Origin of the sequence: Rhodococcus sp. BS-15, from assembly GCF_000813105.1 — a bacterium.
Lineage (GTDB): Bacteria > Actinomycetota > Actinomycetes > Mycobacteriales > Mycobacteriaceae > Rhodococcoides.
In genome coordinates, this window is record NZ_BAOX01000010.1 from 1 (window position 1) to 22,362 (window position 22,362).

Here is a 22,362-nt window from a genome sequence, read left to right on the forward strand (position 1 = left end):
GTTTCGCGGTCCTGATCCACGACGTGTTCCCGTGGGGCTCCCGCCGGGTGCCGTGGGAGCAGCTTCCCGAGCGGGCTCGCCGGGCCGGAGCACACCTGGACGGACTGGAGCGATACGAGGCGGCCGCCCGCGAGCACGAGCACGGCCTGGCGAAAGTTGCTGCGCTGCAGAGCAGCTCGCTGGCAGGCCGGATACTGACCGAAGATCTGACGGCGCTGCACGTGCTACGCGCCTGCGCCGAGGTGGACCCCGATCGCATCGCCACCGCCGGATTCTCCGGCGGCGGAGCCCGCGTCGCACATCTACTGGCCTGCAGCGACCGACTGCGAGCCGGGGTGATCACCGCCTCGATGAGCACGTACGCCGACATCGCCGACGGTCGTGCGGACGACACCAGCTGGCTGATGATCACGCCGGGCATGCCCGCGGTCTGCGACTGGCCGGAGATCGCGGGCTCGGCCGCCCCGACTCCACTGCTGGTCCAATTCGCCGAGCGGGACTCACATTTCGGCACGGCAGGCATGCACGACGCCGAGGCATCACTGCGCCGAGACTATGAGTGCTCGAAAAGCTTTCTTACTCAATGGTATTCGGAGCCGCACCGCTTCACGACGGCGATGCAGGACGCCGCAGCGAGCTGGTTGAGGCTGCACGTGTGACCGGCCATGCTTGACAGCGCTTGTGACTGCGTCATAGTTGGTCCAGAAATTCACATAGCAGACGACAGTTCAGATATGTGAACAGCACAGACTTTCCACAGCCCGGCTCCTCAGGGCCGGAAGAATCCGCCAGACCCACTCGCCGGCTCCCCGATCCGGCCCCGAACGCTTCGGAGCGTCCCCCATGGTCACCACCACACCACCTCGGTCGGGAGGCACCCGTGCGCAGAGCTCGGCCGTCCCTCCCGTCCGGCCGAAACGCAAGCGCCGCATCTCGGCCCCGTACATTCTGATCGCACCGGTCGTCATCCTGCTCGCCGTGTTCATCTTCTACCCGGTCGGCAGTGTCTTCTACTACAGCCTGCAGTTCTACAACCCGACGACGCCGTGGGACAACGGCTTCGCCGGCCTCGAGAACTTCAAGTTGATGTTCGCCGACGACCTGTTCTGGAACAGCCTGCTCGTCACCGCCAAGTGGGTCGGCGTTCAGGTCGTGTTCCAGCTGATCCTCGGCCTCGGACTGGCTCTGCTGGTCAACGAGGTCTTCCGTGGACGCGGACTCGCCCGAGCCCTGGTGTTCTCTCCCTGGGCCGTCTCCGGTGTGCTCACCACCGGAATCTGGCTGCTGATCTACAACCCGTCGACCGGTTTGTTCAAACTACTCGGAGACATGGGCATCGGCGACGGCACCGCCGCCCCGATCGCAGATCCGGACACCGCGTTCTGGGCCACCAGCGTCGCCGAGCTCTGGCGCGGCGTTCCGTTCTTCGCCATTCTCATCCTCGCCGAACTACAGAGTGCACCGAAGGACCTGTACGAGGCAGCAAACGTGGACGGTGCGAACCGGTGGCAGCGCTTCCGATTCGTGACACTGCCGCACCTGAAGGCCGTGATCATCCTGTCGACCCTGCTGCGCGGGGTCTGGGAGTTCAACAACGTCGATCTTCTGTACACCCTCACCGCAGGCGGACCGGCCGACGTCACCACGACGTTGCCGCTCTACGTCTCTCAGCTCGCCACCACCGCGCAGGACTTCGGATACGGGTCGGCTCTGACCACCGTGGCCTTCGTCATCCTGCTGTTCTGCTCGATCCTCTACTTGCGCCTCAGCAAATTCAACAGCGATAAGGCCTGACGCACATGACCACTACCGCAGACCGTCCCGTCGTGACCACTCCGCCGCAGGACCACCCCGAGAAGGTGCGCGTGCATCGCACCAAGCCCCGCGTGTTCAGCGTCGGCCTTCCGTTGGCCGTCTACCTGCTCTTCACCCTTGTCCCGTTCTACTGGATGATCGTCTTCGCATTTCGGCCCGCCGGTTCCAATTCGATGCTCCCCTGGCCCATCACGCTCGACCATTTCGACACCGTCTGGAACACCCTCGGTTTCAGTTTCTTCTTCAAGAACAGCCTCATCGTGGCCGGCCTGTCTCTCGTGCTCACCACCTTCGTCGCGCTGGCGACCGGCTATGCGTTGGCACGCTTCAAGTTCCGCGCCAAGATACCCCTGGTGATGGCCCTGCTGTGCAGCCAGTTCGTGCCCGGCGCGATGCTGCTCATCCCGCTGTTCCAGGTGTTCCGCGAGATGGGACTGGTGAACAACCTATTCGGCCTCATCGTCGCCGACACTGTCTTCCAACTGCCGCTGGCGGCAATGTTGATGGCCGGCTTCATCTCTCAGATTCCCGTGGAACTCGAGGAGGCCGCGATGGTCGACGGCTGCTCACGCCTGAAGGCCTTCCGCATCATCATGCTCCCGCTGCTGCGCCCCGGCCTGATCGCCGTCGGTTCCTTCGCGTTCATCGGCAGTTGGAACAACTTCCTGTTCGGCCTGATGTTCATCAGCAGCCAGGACAAGTTCACCCTCCCAGTCGGATTGAGCTACACGATCGGTTCCTACAACGTCGACTTCGGCGTCCTCGCGGCCGGCGGTCTGATCGCCGCGGTACCGGTGGTCGCTGTGTTCGCCGTCATCCAGAAGTACCTCGTCCAGGGCCTCAGCGCCGGCGCGGTCAAGGGCTGATCATGACGCACGGAAAGAGAATCGACATGAATCGACGCACCCTGCTGCGCACCACCCTCGTCGGCGCGGTCGCGACGCTGGTTCTGGCATCCTGCAGTTCCGAGACCTCACTGCCCGACGGTGAACTCGGAGATCCGAACAGCGGCACCCTCACCTTCTGGGACAACAATGCCGGACCGGATCGAACCCCGTTGTACGAGGAACTGATTCGACGCTTCGAGGAGGTCAATCCCGGCATCGACATCCAGTACGTCGGGCTACCATCCGACAGTGCTCAGCAGAAGTATCAGACGGCCCTCGCCGGTGGGTCGGCACCCGATCTGGGGATCGTGTCCACCGCATATCTGGCGCCTCTCGTCGCGCAGGATGCCGTCGTTCCGCTCGACGACTTCATGGCATCCTCTCCGCAGCGCGGCGAGTACGACCCGAAGATCATCGAGTCGGCGATGGAATCCGGTGGCGGTGAGAACCTGTACGGTCTGCCGTTCACCAGCAACAACGCGACGCTGTGGTATCGGGCGGATTGGTTCGACGAGGCCGGCATCGAGCCTCCGGAGACCTGGGACGAATTCTACGACGCTGCAGACGAACTGACCGACAAGTCCGATGGCCGCTACGGGTTCACCATCCGAGGCGGTGCCGGTTCGATCTACCCGTTGCTGCAGCACATGTTCGCCACCACCGGCATCGACAACTTCTTCGACGGCAGCGAATCCACCGTCAACCGGCCCGAGATGGTGCAGGCCATCGAACGTTTCGCCGCCCTGTACGACGTGGACACCCCCACCGCCGACGTCAACAACGGCTTCCCGCAGATGGTCGCCAGCTTCGGCGGTGGCTCGGTGGCGATGATGCAGCACAACCTCGGATCGTTGAGCAATCACCGTAAGGCGCTCGGCGACAACGTCGGTGCCGTCGCACTGCCCCGCGCGGACAACGGTGTCCGTACGGTGATGACGGACCCGTTCCCGTCCTACACGGTGTTCAAGAGCAGCAAGCATCAGGCTGCGGCCTGGAAGTTCCTCGAGTTCATGACCTCGCCGGAATCGCAGACCTACTGGAACGAGAACGTGGGTCAGATTCCGGTCAACGCCGCCGCTCGCTCCGCTCCCGCCTTCCAGGCGATGCCGTCGGTGCAAGCCGCTCAGGCCGCCCTAGACGATCCGGAGACAGTGCTTGTCACCCCACCGGACTACCTGCCGGATTTCGGCAAGATCGTTCAGGTTCAGATGCTGGGCCAGTGGCAGAAGGTCCTCATCGGGCAACTCAGCGCTCAGGACTTTGCCGACGACTTCGCCGAGAAGCTCGACCGCTCCAAGGCCAAATACGATGCCCGACAGGGTAAATAGGGGATTCGCAGCCATGTCCAGCGTCATCACCGAGGTTGCCGTCCAGGTCTTCAAGACCGAGGCGCGCACCGCCGTCGATTCCTACGGACATCGACACCCCGGACCGTCCGTCCCGACCACCCAGGCACTGTTGCGCATCACCGATTCCGACGGCGTCAGCGGCTACGTCCTGGGCAAGCCCAACTACCTGCGCGAAGACCAAGTGGAGCAACACTTCCGGCCGGTCATGATCGGCACCGACCCGTTGCACCGCGAGGAGATGGACCGCAAGTTCGCGATCCGACAGCGCACCAGAGCCGTCGAACTCCCCGAGCACACCTGCAGCTACCTCGATCAGGCACTGTGGGATCTGGCGGGCAATCGGTTCGACACCCCGGTGTGGAAGCTGCTCGGCGGGGCCCGCAGCGAGGTCAAGGCCTACGCGAGCACCATGTGTGGGGACACCATCGAGGGCGGACTGTCGAGCCCGCAGGAGTACGCGGATTTCGCTGTGGCGCTGAAGAATCAGGGCTACCAGGGAATCAAACTGCACACCTGGATGCCGCCGCTCGAAGGGGCACCGAGCCTCACCAGGGACATCGAGGCCTGCGCCGCGGTGCGAGATGCCGTCGGGCCCGGGTTCTCGTTGATGCTCGACGGCTATCACTGGTACTCGCGTACCGATGCGCTCGAGCTCGGCCGCGAACTGGACGCGCTGAAGTTCGATTGGTTCGAGGAGCCGATGGACGAGTTCTCGATGCGCTCGTACAAATGGCTGGCGAATCAGATCGACACCCCCGTGATCGGCCCGGAGACCACTCCCGGTCGGCATCGTTCGCGGGCGGACTGGATCGCCGACGAGGCATGCGACATCCTGCGTGTCGGCGCGATGAACGGCGGCGGCATCACGCCTGCACTCAAGACGGTGCACATGGCCGACGGGTTCGGGCTCGAGTGCGAGATCCACGGCAACGGTGCGCCCAATCTGGCACTCGTCGGCGGTGCCCCCAACATCCAGTGGTACGAGCGCGGCCTGCTGCATCCGCTGGTGGACTACGACTGGGTGCCACCACACCTGAAGTCCATCGTCGACCCGATCGACGCGAACGGAATGGTGCAGATGCCGACCCGTCCGGGCCTGGGCGAGGACATCGACCTCGAGTACATCTCGAACAATCTGATCGCCGAGTACTGATGGCCGTCGACAATATCGGTGTCCGCGTATGAAACATCGTTCATCATGAGGGACACTGTCTTCATGGTGAACGATGTCACGGCCACAGCTGCGCCGGATAGTCAGCCGGTGAAGTCGGCCGAACGCACGATCCACATCCTCGAAACCCTGGCCGCGTCCCCCACGCGCATGAGTCTCGGCGAGCTCCAGGAGGCCTGCGGGTACCCACGGTCGAGTCTGCACGCCCTGCTCCGGACGCTCAAGGACCTGCGCTGGATCGAGGCCGACGAGTCCGGCTCGCGGTACGGCATCGGCACCCACGCCCTGCTCACCGGCACGTCCTACCTCGACAAGGACTCCGTCGTCGGCCGAGCCGCGGCGGTGCTCGAAACACTGCGCTCCGATGTGCGGCACACCGTGCACTTCGCCAGACGCGACGAGGACTGCGTCATCTACCTCGCCAGCCGCGGTTCCAAGCTCGAGGTGCGTCGCATGCACCGCGTCGGACGCAAGTTGCCGTGCCACGTCACCGCCCTCGGGCAAGCGCTGCTCGCCGAGCTGACGACCGACGAGGTGACGACGCTACTTCCGAAGAAGCTCGAGCGGTACACCGCGAACACCATCGTCGACCGACATGCCCTCATCGCCGAACTCGCTCAGGTGCGCAGGCGCGGCTGGTCGCTCGAGCAGGAGCAGGGCACCGTCGGCGTCGTGTGCATCGCGACCGTCGTGCCGTATCGAATCCCTGCCACCGATGCGCTGAGCGTCTCGATGCCGGCCGAGATCGCCTCCTACCCCGGCGAACTGGAACGCATCGCCGGGGTGCTCACCGAACACGCCGCCGCCTGGGCACGAGAACTGCGCGCCGAGGGAGTTCGCTGACGTACCCGGATGCGTGTCCTACGTCTACCGAACGCCGACCAGGCGGGTAACGTCGGAAATGAGCTGAAAACTTACTGTTCGATCGCGAAGAAGGACACCTTCATGCCGGACGACGCTGTGCGCGGGCGTTCCTCGCACGAGGCGATTTCCTCTGTCCTCGCCGATGTGAACGCTGTCCGCCCGGTGTTCCAACCCGTGATCGAACTCGCCACCGGAACCGTCCTCGGGTACGAGGCTCTGGCGCGGTGGCCCGAGTGGCCCTTACTGGACCTGGATTCCGTGTTTTCGACGGCGGCAGATCTGGGCGTGGTGGACGATCTCGATTGGGCGTGTCGCACAGGCGCGGTCGACGCGGCACTCGCTGCAGGGATGGCACAGGAACTGTGTTTGTTCGTCAACGTAGAACCCCATACCGCGACCGGACCGACCGACGCCGCCAAGCGCGCGTTCGCAGCAGCCGAGGGCCGATTTTCCGTGGTGCTGGAGTTGACGGAGAGGTCACTGCTGGCCGATCCCGCAGTGTTGTTGGCCGTGGTTGCCGACGGTCGGCGGGCAGGATGCCGCATCGCTCTGGACGACATCAGCGTGCATCCGGACACGGTGACCATGCTCGAGTTCGTCGCACCGGACATCATCAAGCTCGACCGTTCGTTGGTCCAGCGAGATCCGAATCGAGCGCAGGCGCGCGTGATCGCCGCGGTACGGGCGCATTCCGAGGCGACCGGGGCGACCGTTCTGGCAGAGGGGATCGAAAACGACGAACACCTCGCCCGCGCTCACTCACTCGGGGCGGTACTGGGCCAGGGATGGATGTTCGGAAGGCCCGGTCCGCTGCCCGAGTCGGTGCGGACCGCACCGGGTGCGCTGTCGATTCTGAGCGAGCCCGTTGCCAACTCCGGTCTGGTGCCGAACATGCCATCGGATCTGTTCGAGCTCGTGGCTCCGTCGATCGGAACCAAAGCCTTCATCCGCGCCATCTCCCGCCAGATCGAGGACCACGCCCGCGATACCAACGATTCGCTGGCCCTCATCTCCACCTTCCAGCATTCCCGTTGGTTCAGCCCGTCTGTCGCCGAGCAATACGCCTTGCTGGCCACCAAGCACGCATTCGTCGCGGCCGTGGGCGTCGGTCTGGGAGGCGAACCTGCACCGGGTGTGCGCGGGGCAGATCTCGACCCCACGGAGGAGTTCACCCGGGAGTGGACGATCACCGCGGTCGGTCAGCACTATTTCTCGGCGCTCATCGCCCGCGATCTGGGCGATACCGACTGCGCCGACGCGGATCGACGATTCGAGTTCGTGCACACGCACAATCGGCAGCTCGTCGTCGCCGCGGCCAGATCGCTCATGCGCCGCATCATTCCCATGTGACCGGGGCTGATACCGGCTAGCGCACCTGCACCCTCGCCACGGTCCACGCACGACCCTGCTCGCTCAACGTGAAGCCCAGACCCGGGCGCGCGGACAGATGCATGCGTCCGTCCCGGGTCTCCAGGTGCTCGTCGAACAACGGGTCCAGCCAGTCGAAGTGCTCCACCCACGTCTGCAACGGATACACCGCCGCGAGGTGAAGATGGATCTCCATGGCGAAGTGCGGGGCCAGCTGCAGATTGTGGTGCTCTGCCAACGCCGCCAACTTCAGGAACTGCGTGATTCCGCCGATGCGGGGAGCGTCGGGCTGGAGGATGTCGACCGATCCGGCCTCGATGAGCCGGACGTGCTCGCCGACGCTGGCCAGCATCTCCCCCGTCGCGATGGACGTATCGAGACCACGAGCGAGCTGCGCGTGCCCCTCGGCGTCGTAGGCATCGAGTGGCTCCTCGATCCAGACGAGATCGAACTGCTCCAGGATTCGGCCCATGCGCTGCGCCGTCGGCCGATCCCACTGTTGGTTGGCATCGACCATCAACGGGACGTCGTCGCCGAGAAACTCGCGCACCGAGGTGACTCGGGCGATGTCGGTGCGCCAATCAGGCTGTCCCACCTTGAGTTTGATCCCGCCGATGCCGTTGGCCAGTGAGATGGCGGCGTTCTCGATGACCTCCTCGATCGGAGTGTGCAGAAATCCGCCGGAAGTGTTGTAGGTCTGCACCGAATCGCGCGCCGAGCCGATCAGCTTCGCCAGCGGCAACCCCGCACGCTTGGCTTTGAGATCCCACAGCGCGACGTCGATCGCGGCAATCGCCTGCGTCGCAACACCGCTACGCCCCACCGACGCTCCGGCCCACACCAGTCTCGTCCAGATCTTGCCGATGTCATTGGGGTCCTCGCCGATCAGAACTGGGGCGATCTCCTGGGCATGCGCAAATTGGGCGGAACCACCTGCCCTCTTGGAATAGCTGAAACCGATTCCCTCGTGGCCTTGTTCGGTGCGGATTTCAGCGAACAGGAAGACCACCTCGGTCATCGCCTTCTGCCGGCCGGTGAGCACCTTGGCGTCGCTGATCGGATTCTTCAGCGGTAGCACGATCGAGGACAGTGTCACCTCGGCAATGCGGTCGAGACTCGCGGCACCGGGTGCAAGTGCAGCGATCGCAGCACCCGGGGCGGTGAGGCCGCTGATGGGCTTGTCGGTGTCGATGGTCATCTGCGACTCCTGAGATCGTCGATTGCTTAGCTTCACAGCCTATTTCGACGATCGATGTGGGTCCAACACCATTTATCGGCGGATCGATACCGCCAGAGCATCGATGTTCGACGCGATGTCCGCGACCCGACCCACGAACGTATGATGCGTGACGCCCGACGAGTGGGGCGTCATCAGCACATTGTCGAGATCGCGGAACGGCAACACACTCGGCTCGCCCACGCCGTCCGGTCCGGGGTATCGGTACCAGACGTCGACCGCGGCCGCGGCAATCTGTTTGCGCGACAGGGCGTCGAACAATGGTTGTTCCTGGACCAAGGGTCCACGCCCGACATTGACGAGTACCCCGTCGCGACCGAGCCGGCCCAGTTCCTCGGCACCGATCATCCCGCGCGTGCGGTCGTTCAGCGGTGCGGAGACCACGAGGACATCCGCGAAATCGGCGAGCCTTCCCACATCCCCTGCATCCGAGACCCATTCGAGTCTCTCATCCGGAGCCCGTCCGCTCCCGGTGACCGCAGCACCGGTCGCCCCGTACGCCTGAAAGAGCTGCCAGGTTCGCCTGCCGATGTGTCCGAACCCGACGAATCCGATGCGGGCACCGCTCAGCGACAACGGTTGCGGGATGCTCGGGTCGTAGACGGCGGTCGCGAACCTCCCCTCGCGCAGTGCCCGATCCTGTTGCAGAAACTGTCGGCGCAGCATCACTGTTGCCGCAACCACGTACTCGGCGATCGACTGTTCGTGGTGAAAGGTATTGCACACCTGCACATCGGGGCCCAATCCGGAGCGGTCGACGTTGTCCGTTCCCGCGCCGACAACGTGCACCATCCGTAACCTCGGCGCAGCGGCACCCATGGCCGCACTGAACTTGCCGCCGACGTACACGTCCGCGTCGGCGAGTTCTTCGATGACTCGACTTTCGTCGAACGGAACACACCAGACGACCTCGGTGCCGACGGGCAGACCCGCCTCGAACTGCTCACGATGCGGCAGCACATTTCGATCGCCGACGACGACCTTCATCAGCGTACGAGAACTCATCGAACCAGGGCCGGCCGCTTGCTGTCGAACGTCCATCCCTCGATCAGGTACTGCATTCCGATGGCGTCGTCGCGGGCACCGAGACCCTCCTTCTGGTACAGCTCGTGCGCCGCATCGATCTGTTCGAAGTCGAGTTCCACGCCGAGTCCGGGCTTGTCGGGCACGGTGAGGAAGCCGCCCTCGATGGCGAACGGCTCCTTGGTCACTCGCTGCCCGTCCTGCCAGATCCAGTGTGTGTCGATGGCGGTGATGGTGCCGGGGGCTGCCGCCGCAACGTGCGTGAACATGGCCAGGGAGACGTCGAAGTGGTTGTTGGAGTGCGACCCCCACGTCAGGCCCCAGGCGTCGCACAGCTGAGCGACACGCACCGAGCCGGCCATCGTCCAGAAATGTGGGTCGGCCAGCGGGATGTCGACGGCACCGGACCGAACGGTGTGGCCCATCTCGCGCCAGTCGGTGGCGATCATATTGGTCGCAGTCTGCAATCCAGTGGCACGTTTGAATTCGGTCATCACTTCGCGGCCGGAGTAGCCACCCTCCGGTCCGACCGGATCCTCGGCGTAGGCCAACACGTCACGCAGGCCACGACAAGTCTCGATCGCGTCCTTCAGCAACCAACCGCCGTTGGGATCCAACGTGATTCGAGCCTCCGGGAACCGCTCGGCCAGTGCGCGAACGGCGGCGGCCTCCTCGGCGGCAGGCAGTGCGCCACCCTTGAGCTTGAAGTCCTGAAACCCGTACCGGGCCTGCGCAGCCTCGGCAAGACGCACTATTGCCTCGGGATCCATGGCCTCCTCGTGCCGGACGCGCATCCAGTCTTCGGCACCGGACGCCTCGTCGGCTGCACCGCGGTAAGGGAGGTCCGTCTTGGTGCGATCGGCGACGAAGAACAGGTATCCCAGAGCTTGCACCTTCTCGCGCTGCTGACCGTCGCCCAACAGCGCTGCAACAGTGACGCCGAGATGCTGGCCCAGCAGATCGAGCAGAGCGGATTCCACCGCGGTCACTGCGTGAATCGCAATCCTCAGATCGAACGTCTGCGCGCCGCGGCCGCCGGAATCACGATCGGCGAATGCGCGGCGCATGTCGGCGAGAATCGCGTTGTAGCGGCCGACTCCCTGGCCCTCGACGAGCACGCGCGCATCCTCCAGGGTCTGGCGAATAGCTCCCCGCCCGGCACTTCCCCAACACCGGTGCGACCGTCGGAATCGGTGAGTACCACCAGGTTGCGGGTGAAGTACGGAGCGTGTGCACCACTGAGGTTCAACAACATGTCATCGTGACCCGCTACAGGAATCACACGCATTTCGGTGACGACGGGCGTGCTGGTGTGGACGTTCATGTCCGACCTTTCTCACATACTTCTGGTGACTCGGCTCACACGGGACACTAGGTCGCACGGTCGATGCACGTCCAAGACCACTTACGCATCGACCGATGCAGTAGCGGTATCGGCTATCGCAGGACGTACTCATCGAGCCTGGCAGCGGGATCGATACCGAGACTGAATCGAATGCGACTTTTTTCGACTTGGACATGTATCGATCGGCCTTCTACCGTGTTGTGCTATGAGCCAGGTCACGCCCTGGCGTCAGTGCACGTATCGCACCACAGCCCTAGGAGTCACCCCATGACAGCGTCGACGACACAGTCCACCAACCTCACCGGCCGGATGATCATCGCCGGCGTCCCGGTCTTCGGTGCCGGCACGCAGATTCACGGAATCGACCCCATCACAGGCGAGAGTCTCGAACCTGCCTACGGGCACGGAGACAACGCCGACGTCGACAAGGCCTGTGCGGCAGCGGCCGAAGCGTTCGCCGACTACCGGGCCACTTCCTCGGAGACCCGAGCTCAGTTCCTCGAAACCATCGCAGACAATATCGCCGCTCTCGGCGACACTCTGATCACGCGCACCGTCGCCGAGTCGGGCCTGCCGCTGGCCCGCATCACCGGTGAAGTCGGCCGCACCACCGGACAACTGCGCCTGTTCGCTTCCGTTCTGCGCGAGGGTAGTTGGAACGGCGCCCGCATCGACCCGGCGCAGCCCGAGCGCACACCACTCCCCCGCGCCGACATCCGCCAGCGGCAGATCCCGTTGGGCCCGGTCGCAGTGTTCGGAGCCAGCAACTTCCCGCTCGCCTTCTCCGTCGCCGGCAGCGACACCGCTTCTGCCCTCGCGGCCGGATGCCCCGTGGTGGTCAAGGCACACGATGCCCATCCGGGAACGTCCGAGCTGGTCGGTCGAGCGATCGCCGACGCGGTGTCCTCCACCGGAATGCCCTCAGGCACATTCTCTCTGCTGTTCGGCTCCGGTCGCGGACTCGGTACCGCGCTGGTCACCGATCCGCGCATCAAGGCTGTCGGCTTCACCGGATCGCGTTCGGGTGGAACGGCGCTCGTCGCCGCAGCAGCCGGTCGTCGTGAGCCCATCCCGGTGTACGCGGAGATGAGCTCCATCAACCCCGTGTTCGTGATGGACGGCGCACTCGCCTCCCGCGGGGCCGATCTCGGTCGCGCTTTCGTGGCATCACTGACGATGGGCTCGGGCCAGTTCTGCACCAACCCCGGTCTCGTGATCGCTGTCGACGGCCCGGGCCTGCAGTCCTTCACCGAGGCGGCCACCGCCGCCGTACAGCAGTCCTCGCCCACCACGATGCTGACCCCGAACATCGCGTCGAGCTACGCCGAGGGTGTCGCCACGCTGTCCGACTCGGTCACCGAGATCGCCCGCGGTGCAGAAACGGACGCCCCGAACGCCTGTCGCGCAGCACTGTTCGGTACCGATGCCGATACGTTCCTCACCTCCGAGGCTGCTCAGGCCGAGGTGTTCGGTGCCTCGAGTCTCATCGTTCGTTGCACAGACGCTCAGCAGGTACGCGACGTTGCCGCACTGTTGGAAGGCCAGCTCACCGCCACGGTGCACGCCGACGAGTCCGATCACGCCGAGGCAGGCAAGCTCCTCTCGGTTCTCGAACTCAAGGCCGGCCGCATCCTCTTCGACGGATGGCCCACCGGCGTCGAGGTCGGCCACGCAATGGTGCACGGCGGCCCCTTCCCCGCCACCTCCAACTCCCGCACCACCTCGGTCGGATCGCTCGCAATCGAGCGCTTCCTGCGTCCCGTTTCGTACCAGGACGTGCCGACATCGTTGCTGCCCAGCGCAATTGCCGACGGAAATCCCGACAGGATCTTCCGCCGCATCGACGGCCAGCTCATCCAAGACTGATTCACCCACACCTAGTTCAACGAGGAGACCCCCATGCTCGACGGAGTCCTGTTCTTCCCCGTCACCCCGTTCACCGCCGCCGGTGAGGTCGACTACGACCTACTCGCCGCCCACATCGCGAAGGGTGTCGACGCCGGGCCCGGTGGAGTGTTCATCGCCTGCGGCACAGGTGAATTCCACGCCCTCGAAATCGAGGAGTTCGGCACGATCGTGCGCACCGCAGTCGACGTCGTCGCAGGCCGTGTTCCGGTCTACGCCGGCGCGGGTGGATCCGTCGCGCAGGCCAAGGCATTCGCGATCGCTGCGAAAGCCAACGGGGCCGACGGCATCCTGCTGCTCCCGCCGTACCTGGTGACCATGCCGCAGGCCGGTCTGGTCAACTACACCAAGGCCGTTGCCGGTGCATCGGATCTACCGTTGATCGTCTACAACCGCGGCAATGCCCGCTTCACCGAGGACTCTGCCATCGAGGTAGCGCAGCTGCCCACCGTTGTCGGATTCAAGGACGGCACAGGAGATCTCGATCAGGTCGGCCGCATCGTCCGCGCGGTGCTGGACGCCCTGGAACCGTCGGGCAAGCCCTTTCAGTTCTTCAACGGACTGCCTACGGCGGAGGTCTCGCAGCAGGCGTACCGAGCCATCGGTGTCACGCTGTACTCCTCGGCGACGTTCGCCTTCGCACCCGAGCTGGCTCTGGCGTTCTACCGCTCGCTCGACAGCGGCAACGACGAGCTCACTGCCGCACTGCTTCGCGAGTTCTTCCACCCGCTGGTTCGTCTGCGCGACAAGGTCCCCGGTTACGCCGTCTCACTCATCAAGGCGGGCGTGACGATGGAGGGCATCGAGGCAGGCCCCGTTCGCCCGCCGCTGGTGGACATCAGCGCCCCACACCTCGAGGAACTGACCGCAATCGTTGCCGCCGGCCGGGCCGTGCTTGCAGGCGAGCTCGCGGTGCACTGATGCAGAATCCGGTTCTGATCACCGGCGCTCGAATCACTCCGATCGCCTTCGTCGATCCTCCGCTGCTCAACACCGTGGGCGTACATCAGCGGTACGCACTGCGCGCGATCGTTCAGCTGGATACCGATGCCGGCGTCGTCGGGCTCGGTGAGACCTACGCCGACACCGCTCATCTTGCTCGTCTCGATGCGGCCGCCAAGGCCATTACGGGCCTGGACGTGTTCGCACTCCACTCCGTTCGAGAGGCCATCGACACCGTGCTGGGAACGCTGTCGATCACCGGCGGAGACGGCGTCGCCGGCATGATCACCACGGCCAGTACCACCGACCGCGTGTTCTCCCCGTTCGAGATTGCCTGCCTGGACGTTCAGGGCAAGGTGCTCGGTCGGCCGGTCTCCGACCTGCTCGGCGGCAAAGTTCGGGACTCGGTTCCCTTCAGTGCGTACCTGTTCTACAAATGGGCAGCGCATCCCGCGCTCAGCCGGACGAGTGGGGCGAGGCAGTCGACCCGGCCGGTCTGGTACGACAGGCCCGAAAGATGATCGACGAGTACGGCTTCGGAGCCATCAAGGTCAAGGGCGGAGTCTTTCCGCCCGACGAGGAGATAGCCGGAATCAAAGCGCTCCGCGAGGCATTCCCCGAGCTGCCGCTTCGGCTCGACCCCAACGCGGCGTGGACGGTCGACACCTCCATCCGCGTTGCCGCCGAGCTCGACGGGATTGTGGAGTATTTGGAAGATCCGACACCGGGACTCGACGGGATGGCAGAAGTCGCGCGTGAGGCGAAGATGCCACTGGCGACCAACATGTGCGTCGTCGCTTTCGACCATCTGAAGCCTGCAGTACTGAAGGATTCGGTGCAGGTGGTGCTGTCCGACCATCACTACTGGGGCGGTCTGCAGCGATCGAGGTTGCTCGCCGGAATCTGTGACACTTTCGAGCTCGGACTGTCGATGCACTCGAACAGCCACCTCGGAATCAGCCTGGCCGCAATGGTTCACCTGGCCGCGGCGACACCGAACCTCACTTATGCGTGCGACACGCACTGGCCGTGGAAGAGCGAGGACGTCGTCGTACCAGGGGTGTTGAACTTCGTCGACGGCGCGGTGGCAGTTCCCACCGGGCCCGGTCTGGGCGTCGAGATCGACGAGGACGCCCTCGCGGTACTGCATCGGCAGTACCTCGAATGCGGTATCCGGGACCGCGACGACACCGGATACATGCAGAGCATCGATCCGAGCTTCGAGAATACTTGCCCGCGCTGGTAGCGGACTAAGCTCGCAGCAGGTCGTGGGGATCTGTGCGAGAGGCTCGTCGTGTGAACAGCGGTTGGCAGTATTCCCCGGCGTCGGTGGCCCGAACGTCCGGGGTCAATTGCCTCGTCAGTGGACTGGTAGGTGTCGTCACCGTCCTCGGGGCGTCGACGCGGGCCCAGCCGGTCCTGGCCCTGCTGGGCGTGCTGTGGTGCGGAATAGGCGTCTACATGATCGCCGGAGCACCTGTTCTATCCCGTCGCCTGTATCTGACGATGCACCTGTCGGGCCTGACGAGTATCGCTTTGTTCTGTACTGCTGCGGGCGACGAGGTTGCAGCGCTGTCCGGGATCTTCCTCCAGCTACTGTTGGTGACGCCGGCATTCATCGTCCTGCCCAACCGTATCGCCTGGCGTACAACGGTTCTCAATGCAAGCTACATTGCGTACCTGGGGCTCGCTGTGGGAGACCTGCACCCAGTTCTGGTGATCAACGCCGAGCTCGTGCTGGTCGCGGTCGCAATTTCCGCTGCGTGGGTGCAGAGCGTGGCATCGACCTCCGAGATCGACGATCTCACCCGACTGGCGAATCGGCGAAGCCTCACTCGCGAGTTGGACGCGCGGCCGGGAACGGTGACGAGCGGAAAGATCGACGCCATCGCGGTGGTGGACATCGATCGGTTCAAGGTGATCAACGACGACTTCGGGCACGCAGCCGGCGACCACGCGCTCGAAGTCGTCTCGGCTGCACTTCGTCGATGCCTACCGCCGAGATATCTGTTGAGCCGCTCCGGCGGCGACGAGTTCACCGTGTTGTGCACGTCCGGCACGGTCGCGGAGCTGAGCGACGCCGTCGACCGCGTTCGGGCCGAGCTTCCGCCGGACCTGACGATCTCGGTGGGCGTGGCGGGAAGGCAGGGCACCGAGGCCGCCCGCACCACACTCGGTCGGGCCGATCGAGCCCTGTACGAGTCCAAGAATCTCGGACGGAACCGCACGACCGTCCACGAGTAGTCAGCGCGAGACGCCGACCTTGCGGAACAGCAGATCGATGATGGACCGTTTCGACGCCTCGTCCTGCGGGTGCGTCAGCATGGCCTCGATGACGAAGACGATCATTCGGGTCGACGGTTCGATATCGGCATCGTCCACGCCTTCGCTGCGTAGCTCGACGGCGATCCACTGTTCCCACAACGCGTGAAAATCGTTGTGCCACTTGTCGATGCACGCCGATGCGGACGTGCGGGCGTGGACCGTGTCGACCAGCCGGTGATACTTCTCGAGCTCTTCGACCACCCAGAGAACCTGCTCGTTCACTGGATGCCCCGCAAGGGCACCGAATCGACCGAGAGCCTCGCTGTGAATGTCGTCGAGCACCCCGACTAGTAACTCGTCCTTGTCGCCGAAATACCAGTAGATCGTATTGGTGGTCACTCCGGCAGCGGTGGCGATTCGCCCCATCGGGGTGTGCTCGTAGCCGTCGTCGACGAACAGCGATCGAGCGGCGTCCACGATCTCGGAGCGTTTCTCGGCTCGGTCGACGGGTCGGCGGTTACGCGGCATTCGATCATCGTATCTTGATCGAGGTTCAAGATAATGCTATTTTCTTGAATGCCGATCAAGAATCCGACGAAGGACGACCGACATGAGCGCCGACGACCAGCCCGAATACACCCGAACCGACGAGTGGTTCGAATCGGAGGGAGTCCGTTGCGCCGCAGCCGTGTACCGGCCGTCCGGGTCGACCGCCGATACCCCGGCCGTGGTCATGGCCCACGGATTCGGCACCCCTCGCGCCATTCGCCTCTTCGCCTACGCCGAGAGCTTCGCCCGCGCCGGCTATGCCGTCCTCGTCTTCGACTACCGCCATTTCGGTGACAGCGACGGACAACCGCGGCAGCTGCTCGACATCGGCAAGCAACTCGTCGACTGGCGCAACGCCGTCGCCTACGCCCGGACGCTCGACGGCATCGACTCAGACCGCATCGTCGGTTGGGGTACCTCCTTCGCCGGCGGACACGTGCTCACCAGGGCAGGCGCGGGAGAGAACTTCGCCGCCGTCATCGCCCAGATCCCGCATGTGGACGGACCAGCAGCCGTGCGCGCGACCGGACTTCGGCGCACCGTCAAGCTGGCCCCGTCGGCGGTGATCGACCAGATCCGCGCGTTGCGCGGGAGATCACCCCTGTACGTCGACTCGGTCGGCAACCCCGGCGATCGAGCCGTCATGACCTCACCCGACGCCGTCCCCGGCCGCGACCTCCTCCTCGCCGAATCCGGATTGACGGACGGCGACTACCCGGAAACCGTTGCAGCACGGATTCTTCTGCGTATCGGGCTGTACTCGCCGGGTCGCACGGCGTCGTCCATCACGTGCCCCGTTCTGTTGCAGATCATGTCCGAGGACGTCGTCACACCGGCCTACGTGACCGTGAAGGTCGCAGCGAAGATCCCCGACGCCACCGTGCACATCCACAAAGGTGGACACTTCGACCCCTACGTGCAGCCGCTGTTCCCGACCATCATCGAAGAACAACTCGAGTTCCTGAAAAGGGTTGTGCCGCTCAGCCAGAGCTAGCGGCGCGCCGTTTCCGCGGCCAGCGGCTCGACGATACTGCCCAGCAGTGTCGCGAGGGTGGCGACGACGACTCGGCGCTCTGCAGCGTAGCCGCTGAGATACCAGGTCATGGCGGTGTGGCTGATGCCGCCGATGGCCGCGGTCGCGAGCAGATCGACATCGAGATCCGGTCCCGACGAGACGTCCCCTGCGAACGTACGGAGGTAGGCGAGCAGCAGTGCACCGAACTCGTGCATCACCGCCAGATACGTCTGCTCGACGCGGGAGCTGACCCCGAGTACCTCCAACCACACCACTCGGGCCAGGTGCGGGTCCTCGATCACCTCGAAGAAGGAATCGAGCACCTGCACCGCGACGGCCCGGACATCACTGCGCGGATCCACCTCGGACATCGCCTCCACGGCCGAATCATTTAGGCGAGCAATACATTCGCCGTAGACCGCGAGCAATAGGTCCTCGGTTCCGTCGAACTGCCGATAGAAGTGACGGTCGGCGACCTTGGCCTCGCGGCACAATCCGCGAACGGTGGCAGCTCGATAGCCGACGCTGCCGAAGACCCGAAGACCCGCGTCCAACAGTTGCCTGCGCCTGCGGTCGTCGCGATCAGCGGCACTCTCACCGCCGTACGCTCGACCCGAGGTCTCGACTTCACTCATCGGTGCCGAGCGTCGAGTTCGCCTGTCAGGCGGATCAATTCGGCGTCGCGTTCCATCTTGGCGTCCAGGATCGGGTTGACGATGCCGCGCAATACGGAGATCGGTATCCACCGACCGGGTGCGGCGATGCGCGAGGCTCGGCGGCCGATCCCTCGAACCGCTGCGCGAGCCAGTTGGTCCGGCGTGATCGGACGTAGCAGCGGACCGGGAAAGGCCCGGGCGATCATGGCGGTCGCGATGTCGTCGCCGCCGAACGCCACCTCGGCGATCGGTGTCGCAACCCACCCCGGGTACAGCACTCCGGCCGTCGCCTTCGTACCTGCCAGCTCGAGACGCAGAGCTCGCCCGAGTTGTTCGACGGCTGCCTTCGATGCCGCGTACGGCGCGTTCGCCAGTCCGTTGAGGTACGCGTACGTCGAGGAGGTGAGCAACACGTATCCGCCGGATTCGACGATGTGCGGCAGGGCAGCACGAACGGTGTTCCACACGCCGACGAGATTGACGCCGATGACCTTCTCGAAGACACCGTCTTCGACGGAGCGGACCGTCGATGCCTGTGCACCGCTGGAAATTCCGGCATTTGCCATCACGATGTCGAGCGTGCCGAAGGTCTCGATCGCGGTGGCGACGGCCGCGTCCAGCTGCTCTCGCACCGTGACGTCCGCGTAGGCGATCGCCACGCGCTGGTTGCCCAGTTTCGCCGCCACGGACTCGAGGTCGGTCGATCTCATGTCGACGAGGACGATCGACGCACCGCGTCGATGCAGCGCCGACGCGACGGCGGAACCGATGCCGCCTGCCGCTCCCGTGATCAGCGCTACCTGGCCCGAATGATCCTTCACGCCGACACCTCGTCTTTCGTGATCGCACCGGTGGGCGCGAAGTGAATGTGGTGCTCCTGCGGACGAAAACGCTTGGCCCACCGACGGAAGGTGAAACTGAAACCGGGGAACATGGCCACGACGTGCCCGGACTTGGACTGATACCAGCTGTGGCAGCCGCCGTCCTTCCAGACGGTGCCCTCCATCTCGCGGTGAATCTTGTCGGTGTAGGACTGTTCGGCATCTGCAGTGACCTCGATCGCCAGTGCCCCGCTCTGCCGGACGGCGTCGACGGCCCGCACGATGTACTCCATCTGCGCCTCGATCAAGAAGATCGCGGAGGTGTGCCCGATTCCGGTATTGGGTCCGGTGACGACGAAGAGGTTGGGGAATCCGGGAACTGTCGTGCCGAGGTAGGCACGTGGATAGGGATCCCAGACGTCGGACAGTGCCCGGCCGTCTCGGCCGATCACCGGGTACGAGATGACTCCGTCGGTGGCGTCGTAGCCGGTGGACCACACCAGAAGGTCGACGTCGACGTGTTCGCCTGTGGTGGTGACGATTCCGGTCTCGGTGATCTCGGCGATGCCGTCGTTCTTGTCGTGCAGGGTTACGTTCGATTTCCCCAGGGCGGGATACAACGTGTTGGACAGCAGTACCCGCTTGCACCCGATGGTGTAGTCCGGGGTGACCTTGGCTCGAAGCTTGGGATCCGAGACCTGAGACCGGATGTGCTTCACCGCAGTTCGCTGCGCCACGGCCTTCAGCATCGTCCGTGAATACTTGAACCCGATGATGCGGGTCTCGAGGGTCCAGTAGATGCCGGCGCGAACCGCCCTGCGAATCGGTTCGATACGCAGCAGCTTTCGCTGGAGCGCCGTGAATTCGCGATCGTGGCGCGGCATCACCCAGTGAGGGGTGCGCTGAAAGACGTGCAGTTGCTCCACATCGGGTTGGATCGCCGGGATCACCTGCGCGGCGCTGGCACCGCTGCCGACGATCGCCACCCTTTTGCCGGCATGGTCGTACTCGGTGTCCCAGTCGTTGGTGTGAAACTGCTTGCCGCGAAATGTCTCTCGCCCCGGAAACGGCGGAATCACCGGCGTGCTGAGCGGGCCCGACGCATTCACGACGAACGTGGCGGCGTAGTCACCGCGTGAGGTGGAGATCAGCCAGTGATCTCCCACCCATTCGATTTTCCGGACGTCGGTGTCGACATGCGTTCGAGCAGGCAGACCGTTCGATTCGAGCACATGGTCGGTGTACCGCTCGAGCTCCTCGCGTTCGGCGAACATGCGCGACCATTCGAACGGTTCCGACGCGATCGAGTACAGCGGACTCTGCACGTCGACGGCTGCACCCGGGTATCGGTTCTGCTTCCATGTGCCACCGAGGAAGGGACGCCTCTCGAGGATGACGAAGTCGTCGATCCCTCGATCGAGCAGTGCTTTGGCTGCGCATTGGCCACCGAAACCGCTGCCGATGATCACCACATTGTGTACATGCATCCTGATGGACCCCTCCCACGAGCGCGGCATCCGATGACGCGCGTCATCACTTTAAAGTGATGACGCGCGATTCCGCAATGAAATCGGCTGATCGGCGAGCGCTCGTCAATGACCGCCCGAGAGCTGCCCGGTCAGCCGAACATGTCGCTGCGCAGAGGCCGCGTCGAGACCGACGATCACTGCTCGCTTGCCCTTCGCCTCGTACTTCGTGGTGATGGCATCGAGCGTGGCGACCGTGGACGCATCCCAGACATGGGCACCGCTGAGGTCGATGACGATGTTCTTCGGATCTCCCGCGTAGTCGAACTGATAGACCAGATCGTTGCTCGACGCGAAGAACAGCTCCCCCTTGACTGCGTAGATGCGAGTGTCCTCGTTCGGATGCGCTACGTCGATCACCTCGGTCAGGTGCGCCACCCGCCGAGCGAACAGCACCATCGCGGTGACCACGCCGACGACGACGCCGTACGCGAGGTTGTGGGTGGCGACGGTGACGACCACGGTTGCCAGCATGACTGCCGTTTCGCTCTTGGGCATGCGCCGCAACGTCTTCGGGCTGATACTGTGCCAATCCATCGTGCCGATCGCAACCATGATCATCACGGCGGCGAGTGCGGCCATCGGGATCAGTGCCACGACGTCGCCCAGTCCGACCACGAGTATCAACAGGAACACCCCGGCGAGGAACGTGGAAATGCGCGTCCGGGCACCCGAGGCCTTGACGTTGATCATCGTCTGGCCGACCATCGCGCACCCGCCCATGCCGCCGAAGAAGCCGGTGATGACGTTCGCTGCGCCCTGACCCCAACTCTCCCGGGTCTTGTTCGAGTGAGTGTCGGTGACGTCGTCGACGAGTTTGGCCGTGAGCAGCGATTCGAGCAGTCCGACGATGGCCATGGCGAGGGCGTACGGAGCGATGATGCTCAGCGTCTCGAGGTTCAGCGGTACGTCGGGGATCAGCAGCGCGGGCAGGCTCGACGGCAGTTCGCCCTCATCGCCGACGTCGGGGACGTTCAGCGTGAAGACCACTGTGGCAACGGTCAGCAGCACGATGGCGACGAGCGGTGCGGGCACGACCGACGTGATCCTCGGCAGCAGGAACATGATCAGCAGACCGACGGCCACCAGCGGGTAGACCAGCCACGGCACGCCTATCAACGCAGGAAACTGGGAGGTGAAGATGAGAATGGCGAGCGCGTTGACGAAGCCGACCATGACGCTACGTGGGATGAAGCGCATCAACTTGGCAACCCCGAGGACCCCGAAGATCACTTGGAAAACGCCGGCGAGGATGACGGTGGCGATGAAGTAGTCGAGACCGTACTGCTTTGCGACCGGAGCGATGACCAGGGCAATAGCGCCGGTAGCGGCCGAAATCATCGCGGGGCGACCGCCCAGGAACGCAATCGACACGGCCATGGTGAAGGACGCGAACAGGCCCACGCGCGGATCGACGCCGGCAATGATCGAGAAGGCGATGGCCTCGGGAATCAGCGCCAACGCGACGACGAGGCCTGCCAGTACCTCGGTCTTCAGCATCCGCGGGGACCGCAGGGCACCCATGACAGTCGGAATCCGCTCGGCGGAGTCGGTCATATCTCTCCATTCGTGATCGATGGACGCAGACGTGCCGACGAACGGCCGCTCTCATCCATGGGGTGGA

18 protein-coding genes and 2 pseudogenes are annotated in these 22,362 nt (G+C 64.4%); 12 read left to right on the forward strand and 8 right to left on the reverse strand.

The window, feature by feature from the left end:
• The 7 genes from RHBS_RS28675 to RHBS_RS02600 form a co-directional block, all read left to right on the forward strand.
• On the forward strand, positions 1 to 659 hold a 659-nt coding region (locus RHBS_RS28675; protein ID WP_374700519.1), incomplete at its 5' end, for an alpha/beta hydrolase family protein.
• Between the two features lie 184 nt (positions 660 to 843).
• Entirely contained in the window at positions 844 to 1,794 is a 951-nt protein-coding gene (locus RHBS_RS02575; RefSeq protein ID WP_094630578.1) for a carbohydrate ABC transporter permease, read from the forward strand.
• 5 nt (positions 1,795 to 1,799) lie between these two features.
• Complete coding sequence (locus RHBS_RS02580; protein ID WP_128644744.1) at positions 1,800 to 2,681, forward strand: carbohydrate ABC transporter permease; 882 nt, start codon at positions 1,800 to 1,802, stop codon at positions 2,679 to 2,681.
• A 26-nt stretch (positions 2,682 to 2,707) separates the two neighbouring features.
• Complete coding sequence (locus tag RHBS_RS02585) at positions 2,708 to 4,030, forward strand: sugar ABC transporter substrate-binding protein (protein ID WP_237668949.1); 1,323 nt, start codon at positions 2,708 to 2,710, stop codon at positions 4,028 to 4,030.
• 13 nt (positions 4,031 to 4,043) lie between these two features.
• Positions 4,044 to 5,204 carry an enolase C-terminal domain-like protein gene (locus tag RHBS_RS02590; RefSeq protein WP_128644746.1) on the forward strand — a complete coding sequence of 387 codons (1,161 nt, stop codon included), beginning with the start codon at positions 4,044 to 4,046 and terminating at the stop codon, positions 5,202 to 5,204.
• A gap of 45 nt (positions 5,205 to 5,249) precedes the next feature.
• Positions 5,250 to 6,065 carry an IclR family transcriptional regulator gene (locus RHBS_RS02595; protein WP_237668950.1) on the forward strand — a complete coding sequence of 272 codons (816 nt, stop codon included), beginning with the start codon at positions 5,250 to 5,252 and terminating at the stop codon, positions 6,063 to 6,065.
• A gap of 102 nt (positions 6,066 to 6,167) precedes the next feature.
• Entirely contained in the window at positions 6,168 to 7,436 is a 1,269-nt protein-coding gene (locus tag RHBS_RS02600; RefSeq protein WP_187298336.1) for an EAL domain-containing protein, read from the forward strand.
• Positions 7,437 to 7,452: 16 nt separating this feature from the next.
• Here RHBS_RS02600 and RHBS_RS02605 read toward each other — a convergent pair whose 3' ends face one another.
• From RHBS_RS02605 to RHBS_RS02615, 3 genes and pseudogenes are all read right to left on the reverse strand, one after another.
• Complete coding sequence (locus RHBS_RS02605) at positions 7,453 to 8,652, reverse strand: mandelate racemase/muconate lactonizing enzyme family protein (RefSeq protein ID WP_128644749.1); 1,200 nt, start codon at positions 8,650 to 8,652, stop codon at positions 7,453 to 7,455.
• 72 nt (positions 8,653 to 8,724) lie between these two features.
• A complete protein-coding gene (locus tag RHBS_RS02610) occupies positions 8,725 to 9,678 on the reverse strand; it encodes a 2-hydroxyacid dehydrogenase (protein WP_187298339.1) in 954 nt (317 codons plus the stop codon).
• A gap of 14 nt (positions 9,679 to 9,692) precedes the next feature.
• Positions 9,693 to 11,038 (reverse strand): annotated as a pseudogene (locus RHBS_RS02615) (enolase C-terminal domain-like protein).
• A 288-nt stretch (positions 11,039 to 11,326) separates the two neighbouring features.
• Between RHBS_RS02615 and RHBS_RS02620 the strand changes: the two are divergent.
• The 4 genes and pseudogenes from RHBS_RS02620 (at position 11,327) to RHBS_RS02635 (ending at position 16,150) form a co-directional block, all read left to right on the forward strand.
• Positions 11,327 to 12,925, forward strand: a complete 1,599-nt coding sequence (locus tag RHBS_RS02620) for an aldehyde dehydrogenase (NADP(+)) (protein WP_128644751.1) — start codon at positions 11,327 to 11,329, stop codon at positions 12,923 to 12,925.
• A 33-nt stretch (positions 12,926 to 12,958) separates the two neighbouring features.
• A complete protein-coding gene (locus RHBS_RS02625; protein ID WP_128644752.1) occupies positions 12,959 to 13,885 on the forward strand; it encodes a 5-dehydro-4-deoxyglucarate dehydratase in 927 nt (308 codons plus the stop codon).
• Positions 13,885 to 15,152 (forward strand): annotated as a pseudogene (locus tag RHBS_RS02630) (glucarate dehydratase family protein). The gene RHBS_RS02625 and the pseudogene RHBS_RS02630 overlap by 1 nt, the downstream one beginning before the upstream one ends.
• A 50-nt stretch (positions 15,153 to 15,202) precedes the next feature.
• Positions 15,203 to 16,150 carry a GGDEF domain-containing protein gene (locus tag RHBS_RS02635; protein ID WP_128644753.1) on the forward strand — a complete coding sequence of 316 codons (948 nt, stop codon included), beginning with the start codon at positions 15,203 to 15,205 and terminating at the stop codon, positions 16,148 to 16,150.
• Here RHBS_RS02635 and RHBS_RS02640 read toward each other — a convergent pair whose 3' ends face one another.
• Entirely contained in the window at positions 16,151 to 16,699 is a 549-nt protein-coding gene (locus RHBS_RS02640) for a TetR/AcrR family transcriptional regulator (protein WP_128644754.1), read from the reverse strand.
• 82 nt (positions 16,700 to 16,781) lie between these two features.
• Here RHBS_RS02640 and RHBS_RS02645 point away from each other — a divergent pair, with 82 nt between their 5' ends.
• Positions 16,782 to 17,714 carry an alpha/beta hydrolase gene (locus tag RHBS_RS02645; protein WP_128644755.1) on the forward strand — a complete coding sequence of 311 codons (933 nt, stop codon included), beginning with the start codon at positions 16,782 to 16,784 and terminating at the stop codon, positions 17,712 to 17,714.
• Here RHBS_RS02645 and RHBS_RS02650 read toward each other — a convergent pair.
• From RHBS_RS02650 to RHBS_RS02665, 4 genes are all read right to left on the reverse strand, one after another.
• The gene (locus tag RHBS_RS02650; RefSeq protein ID WP_128644756.1) at positions 17,711 to 18,370 is read right to left on the reverse strand and encodes a TetR/AcrR family transcriptional regulator; all 660 of its coding nucleotides are present in this window, start codon (positions 18,368 to 18,370) and stop codon (positions 17,711 to 17,713) included. The genes RHBS_RS02645 and RHBS_RS02650 overlap by 4 nt on opposite strands.
• Positions 18,367 to 19,212: an SDR family NAD(P)-dependent oxidoreductase gene (locus tag RHBS_RS02655; RefSeq protein WP_128644757.1), complete on the reverse strand. Its 846-nt coding sequence runs from the start codon at positions 19,210 to 19,212 to the stop codon at positions 18,367 to 18,369. Before RHBS_RS02655 ends, RHBS_RS02650 begins: the two co-directional genes overlap by 4 nt.
• A complete protein-coding gene (locus tag RHBS_RS02660) occupies positions 19,209 to 20,699 on the reverse strand; it encodes an NAD(P)/FAD-dependent oxidoreductase (RefSeq protein WP_128644758.1) in 1,491 nt (496 codons plus the stop codon). Before RHBS_RS02660 ends, RHBS_RS02655 begins: the two co-directional genes overlap by 4 nt.
• A 105-nt stretch (positions 20,700 to 20,804) precedes the next feature.
• Positions 20,805 to 22,295, reverse strand: coding sequence for a SulP family inorganic anion transporter (locus tag RHBS_RS02665; RefSeq protein ID WP_128644759.1), 1,491 nt, complete (start codon positions 22,293 to 22,295; stop codon positions 20,805 to 20,807).
• Positions 22,296 to 22,362: the final 67 nt, after the last annotated feature.

Coding starts and splice junctions, on each gene's coding strand:
- RHBS_RS02625 (WP_128644752.1), top strand. CDS start 12,959: ATGCTCGACGGAGTCCTGTTCTTCCCCGTCACCCCGTTCACCGCCGCC.
- RHBS_RS02590 (WP_128644746.1), top strand. CDS start 4,044: ATGTCCAGCGTCATCACCGAGGTTGCCGTCCAGGTCTTCAAGACCGAG.
- RHBS_RS02665 (WP_128644759.1), bottom strand. CDS start 22,295: ATGACCGACTCCGCCGAGCGGATTCCGACTGTCATGGGTGCCCTGCGG.
- RHBS_RS02660 (WP_128644758.1), bottom strand. CDS start 20,699: ATGCATGTACACAATGTGGTGATCATCGGCAGCGGTTTCGGTGGCCAA.
- RHBS_RS02585 (WP_237668949.1), top strand. CDS start 2,708: ATGAATCGACGCACCCTGCTGCGCACCACCCTCGTCGGCGCGGTCGCG.
- RHBS_RS02650 (WP_128644756.1), bottom strand. CDS start 18,370: ATGAGTGAAGTCGAGACCTCGGGTCGAGCGTACGGCGGTGAGAGTGCC.
- RHBS_RS02640 (WP_128644754.1), bottom strand. CDS start 16,699: ATGCCGCGTAACCGCCGACCCGTCGACCGAGCCGAGAAACGCTCCGAG.
- RHBS_RS02620 (WP_128644751.1), top strand. CDS start 11,327: ATGACAGCGTCGACGACACAGTCCACCAACCTCACCGGCCGGATGATC.
- RHBS_RS02600 (WP_187298336.1), top strand. CDS start 6,168: ATGCCGGACGACGCTGTGCGCGGGCGTTCCTCGCACGAGGCGATTTCC.
- RHBS_RS02610 (WP_187298339.1), bottom strand. CDS start 9,678: ATGAAGGTCGTCGTCGGCGATCGAAATGTGCTGCCGCATCGTGAGCAG.
- RHBS_RS02605 (WP_128644749.1), bottom strand. CDS start 8,652: ATGACCATCGACACCGACAAGCCCATCAGCGGCCTCACCGCCCCGGGT.
- RHBS_RS02645 (WP_128644755.1), top strand. CDS start 16,782: ATGAGCGCCGACGACCAGCCCGAATACACCCGAACCGACGAGTGGTTC.
- RHBS_RS02580 (WP_128644744.1), top strand. CDS start 1,800: ATGACCACTACCGCAGACCGTCCCGTCGTGACCACTCCGCCGCAGGAC.
- RHBS_RS02575 (WP_094630578.1), top strand. CDS start 844: ATGGTCACCACCACACCACCTCGGTCGGGAGGCACCCGTGCGCAGAGC.
- RHBS_RS02595 (WP_237668950.1), top strand. CDS start 5,250: ATGAGGGACACTGTCTTCATGGTGAACGATGTCACGGCCACAGCTGCG.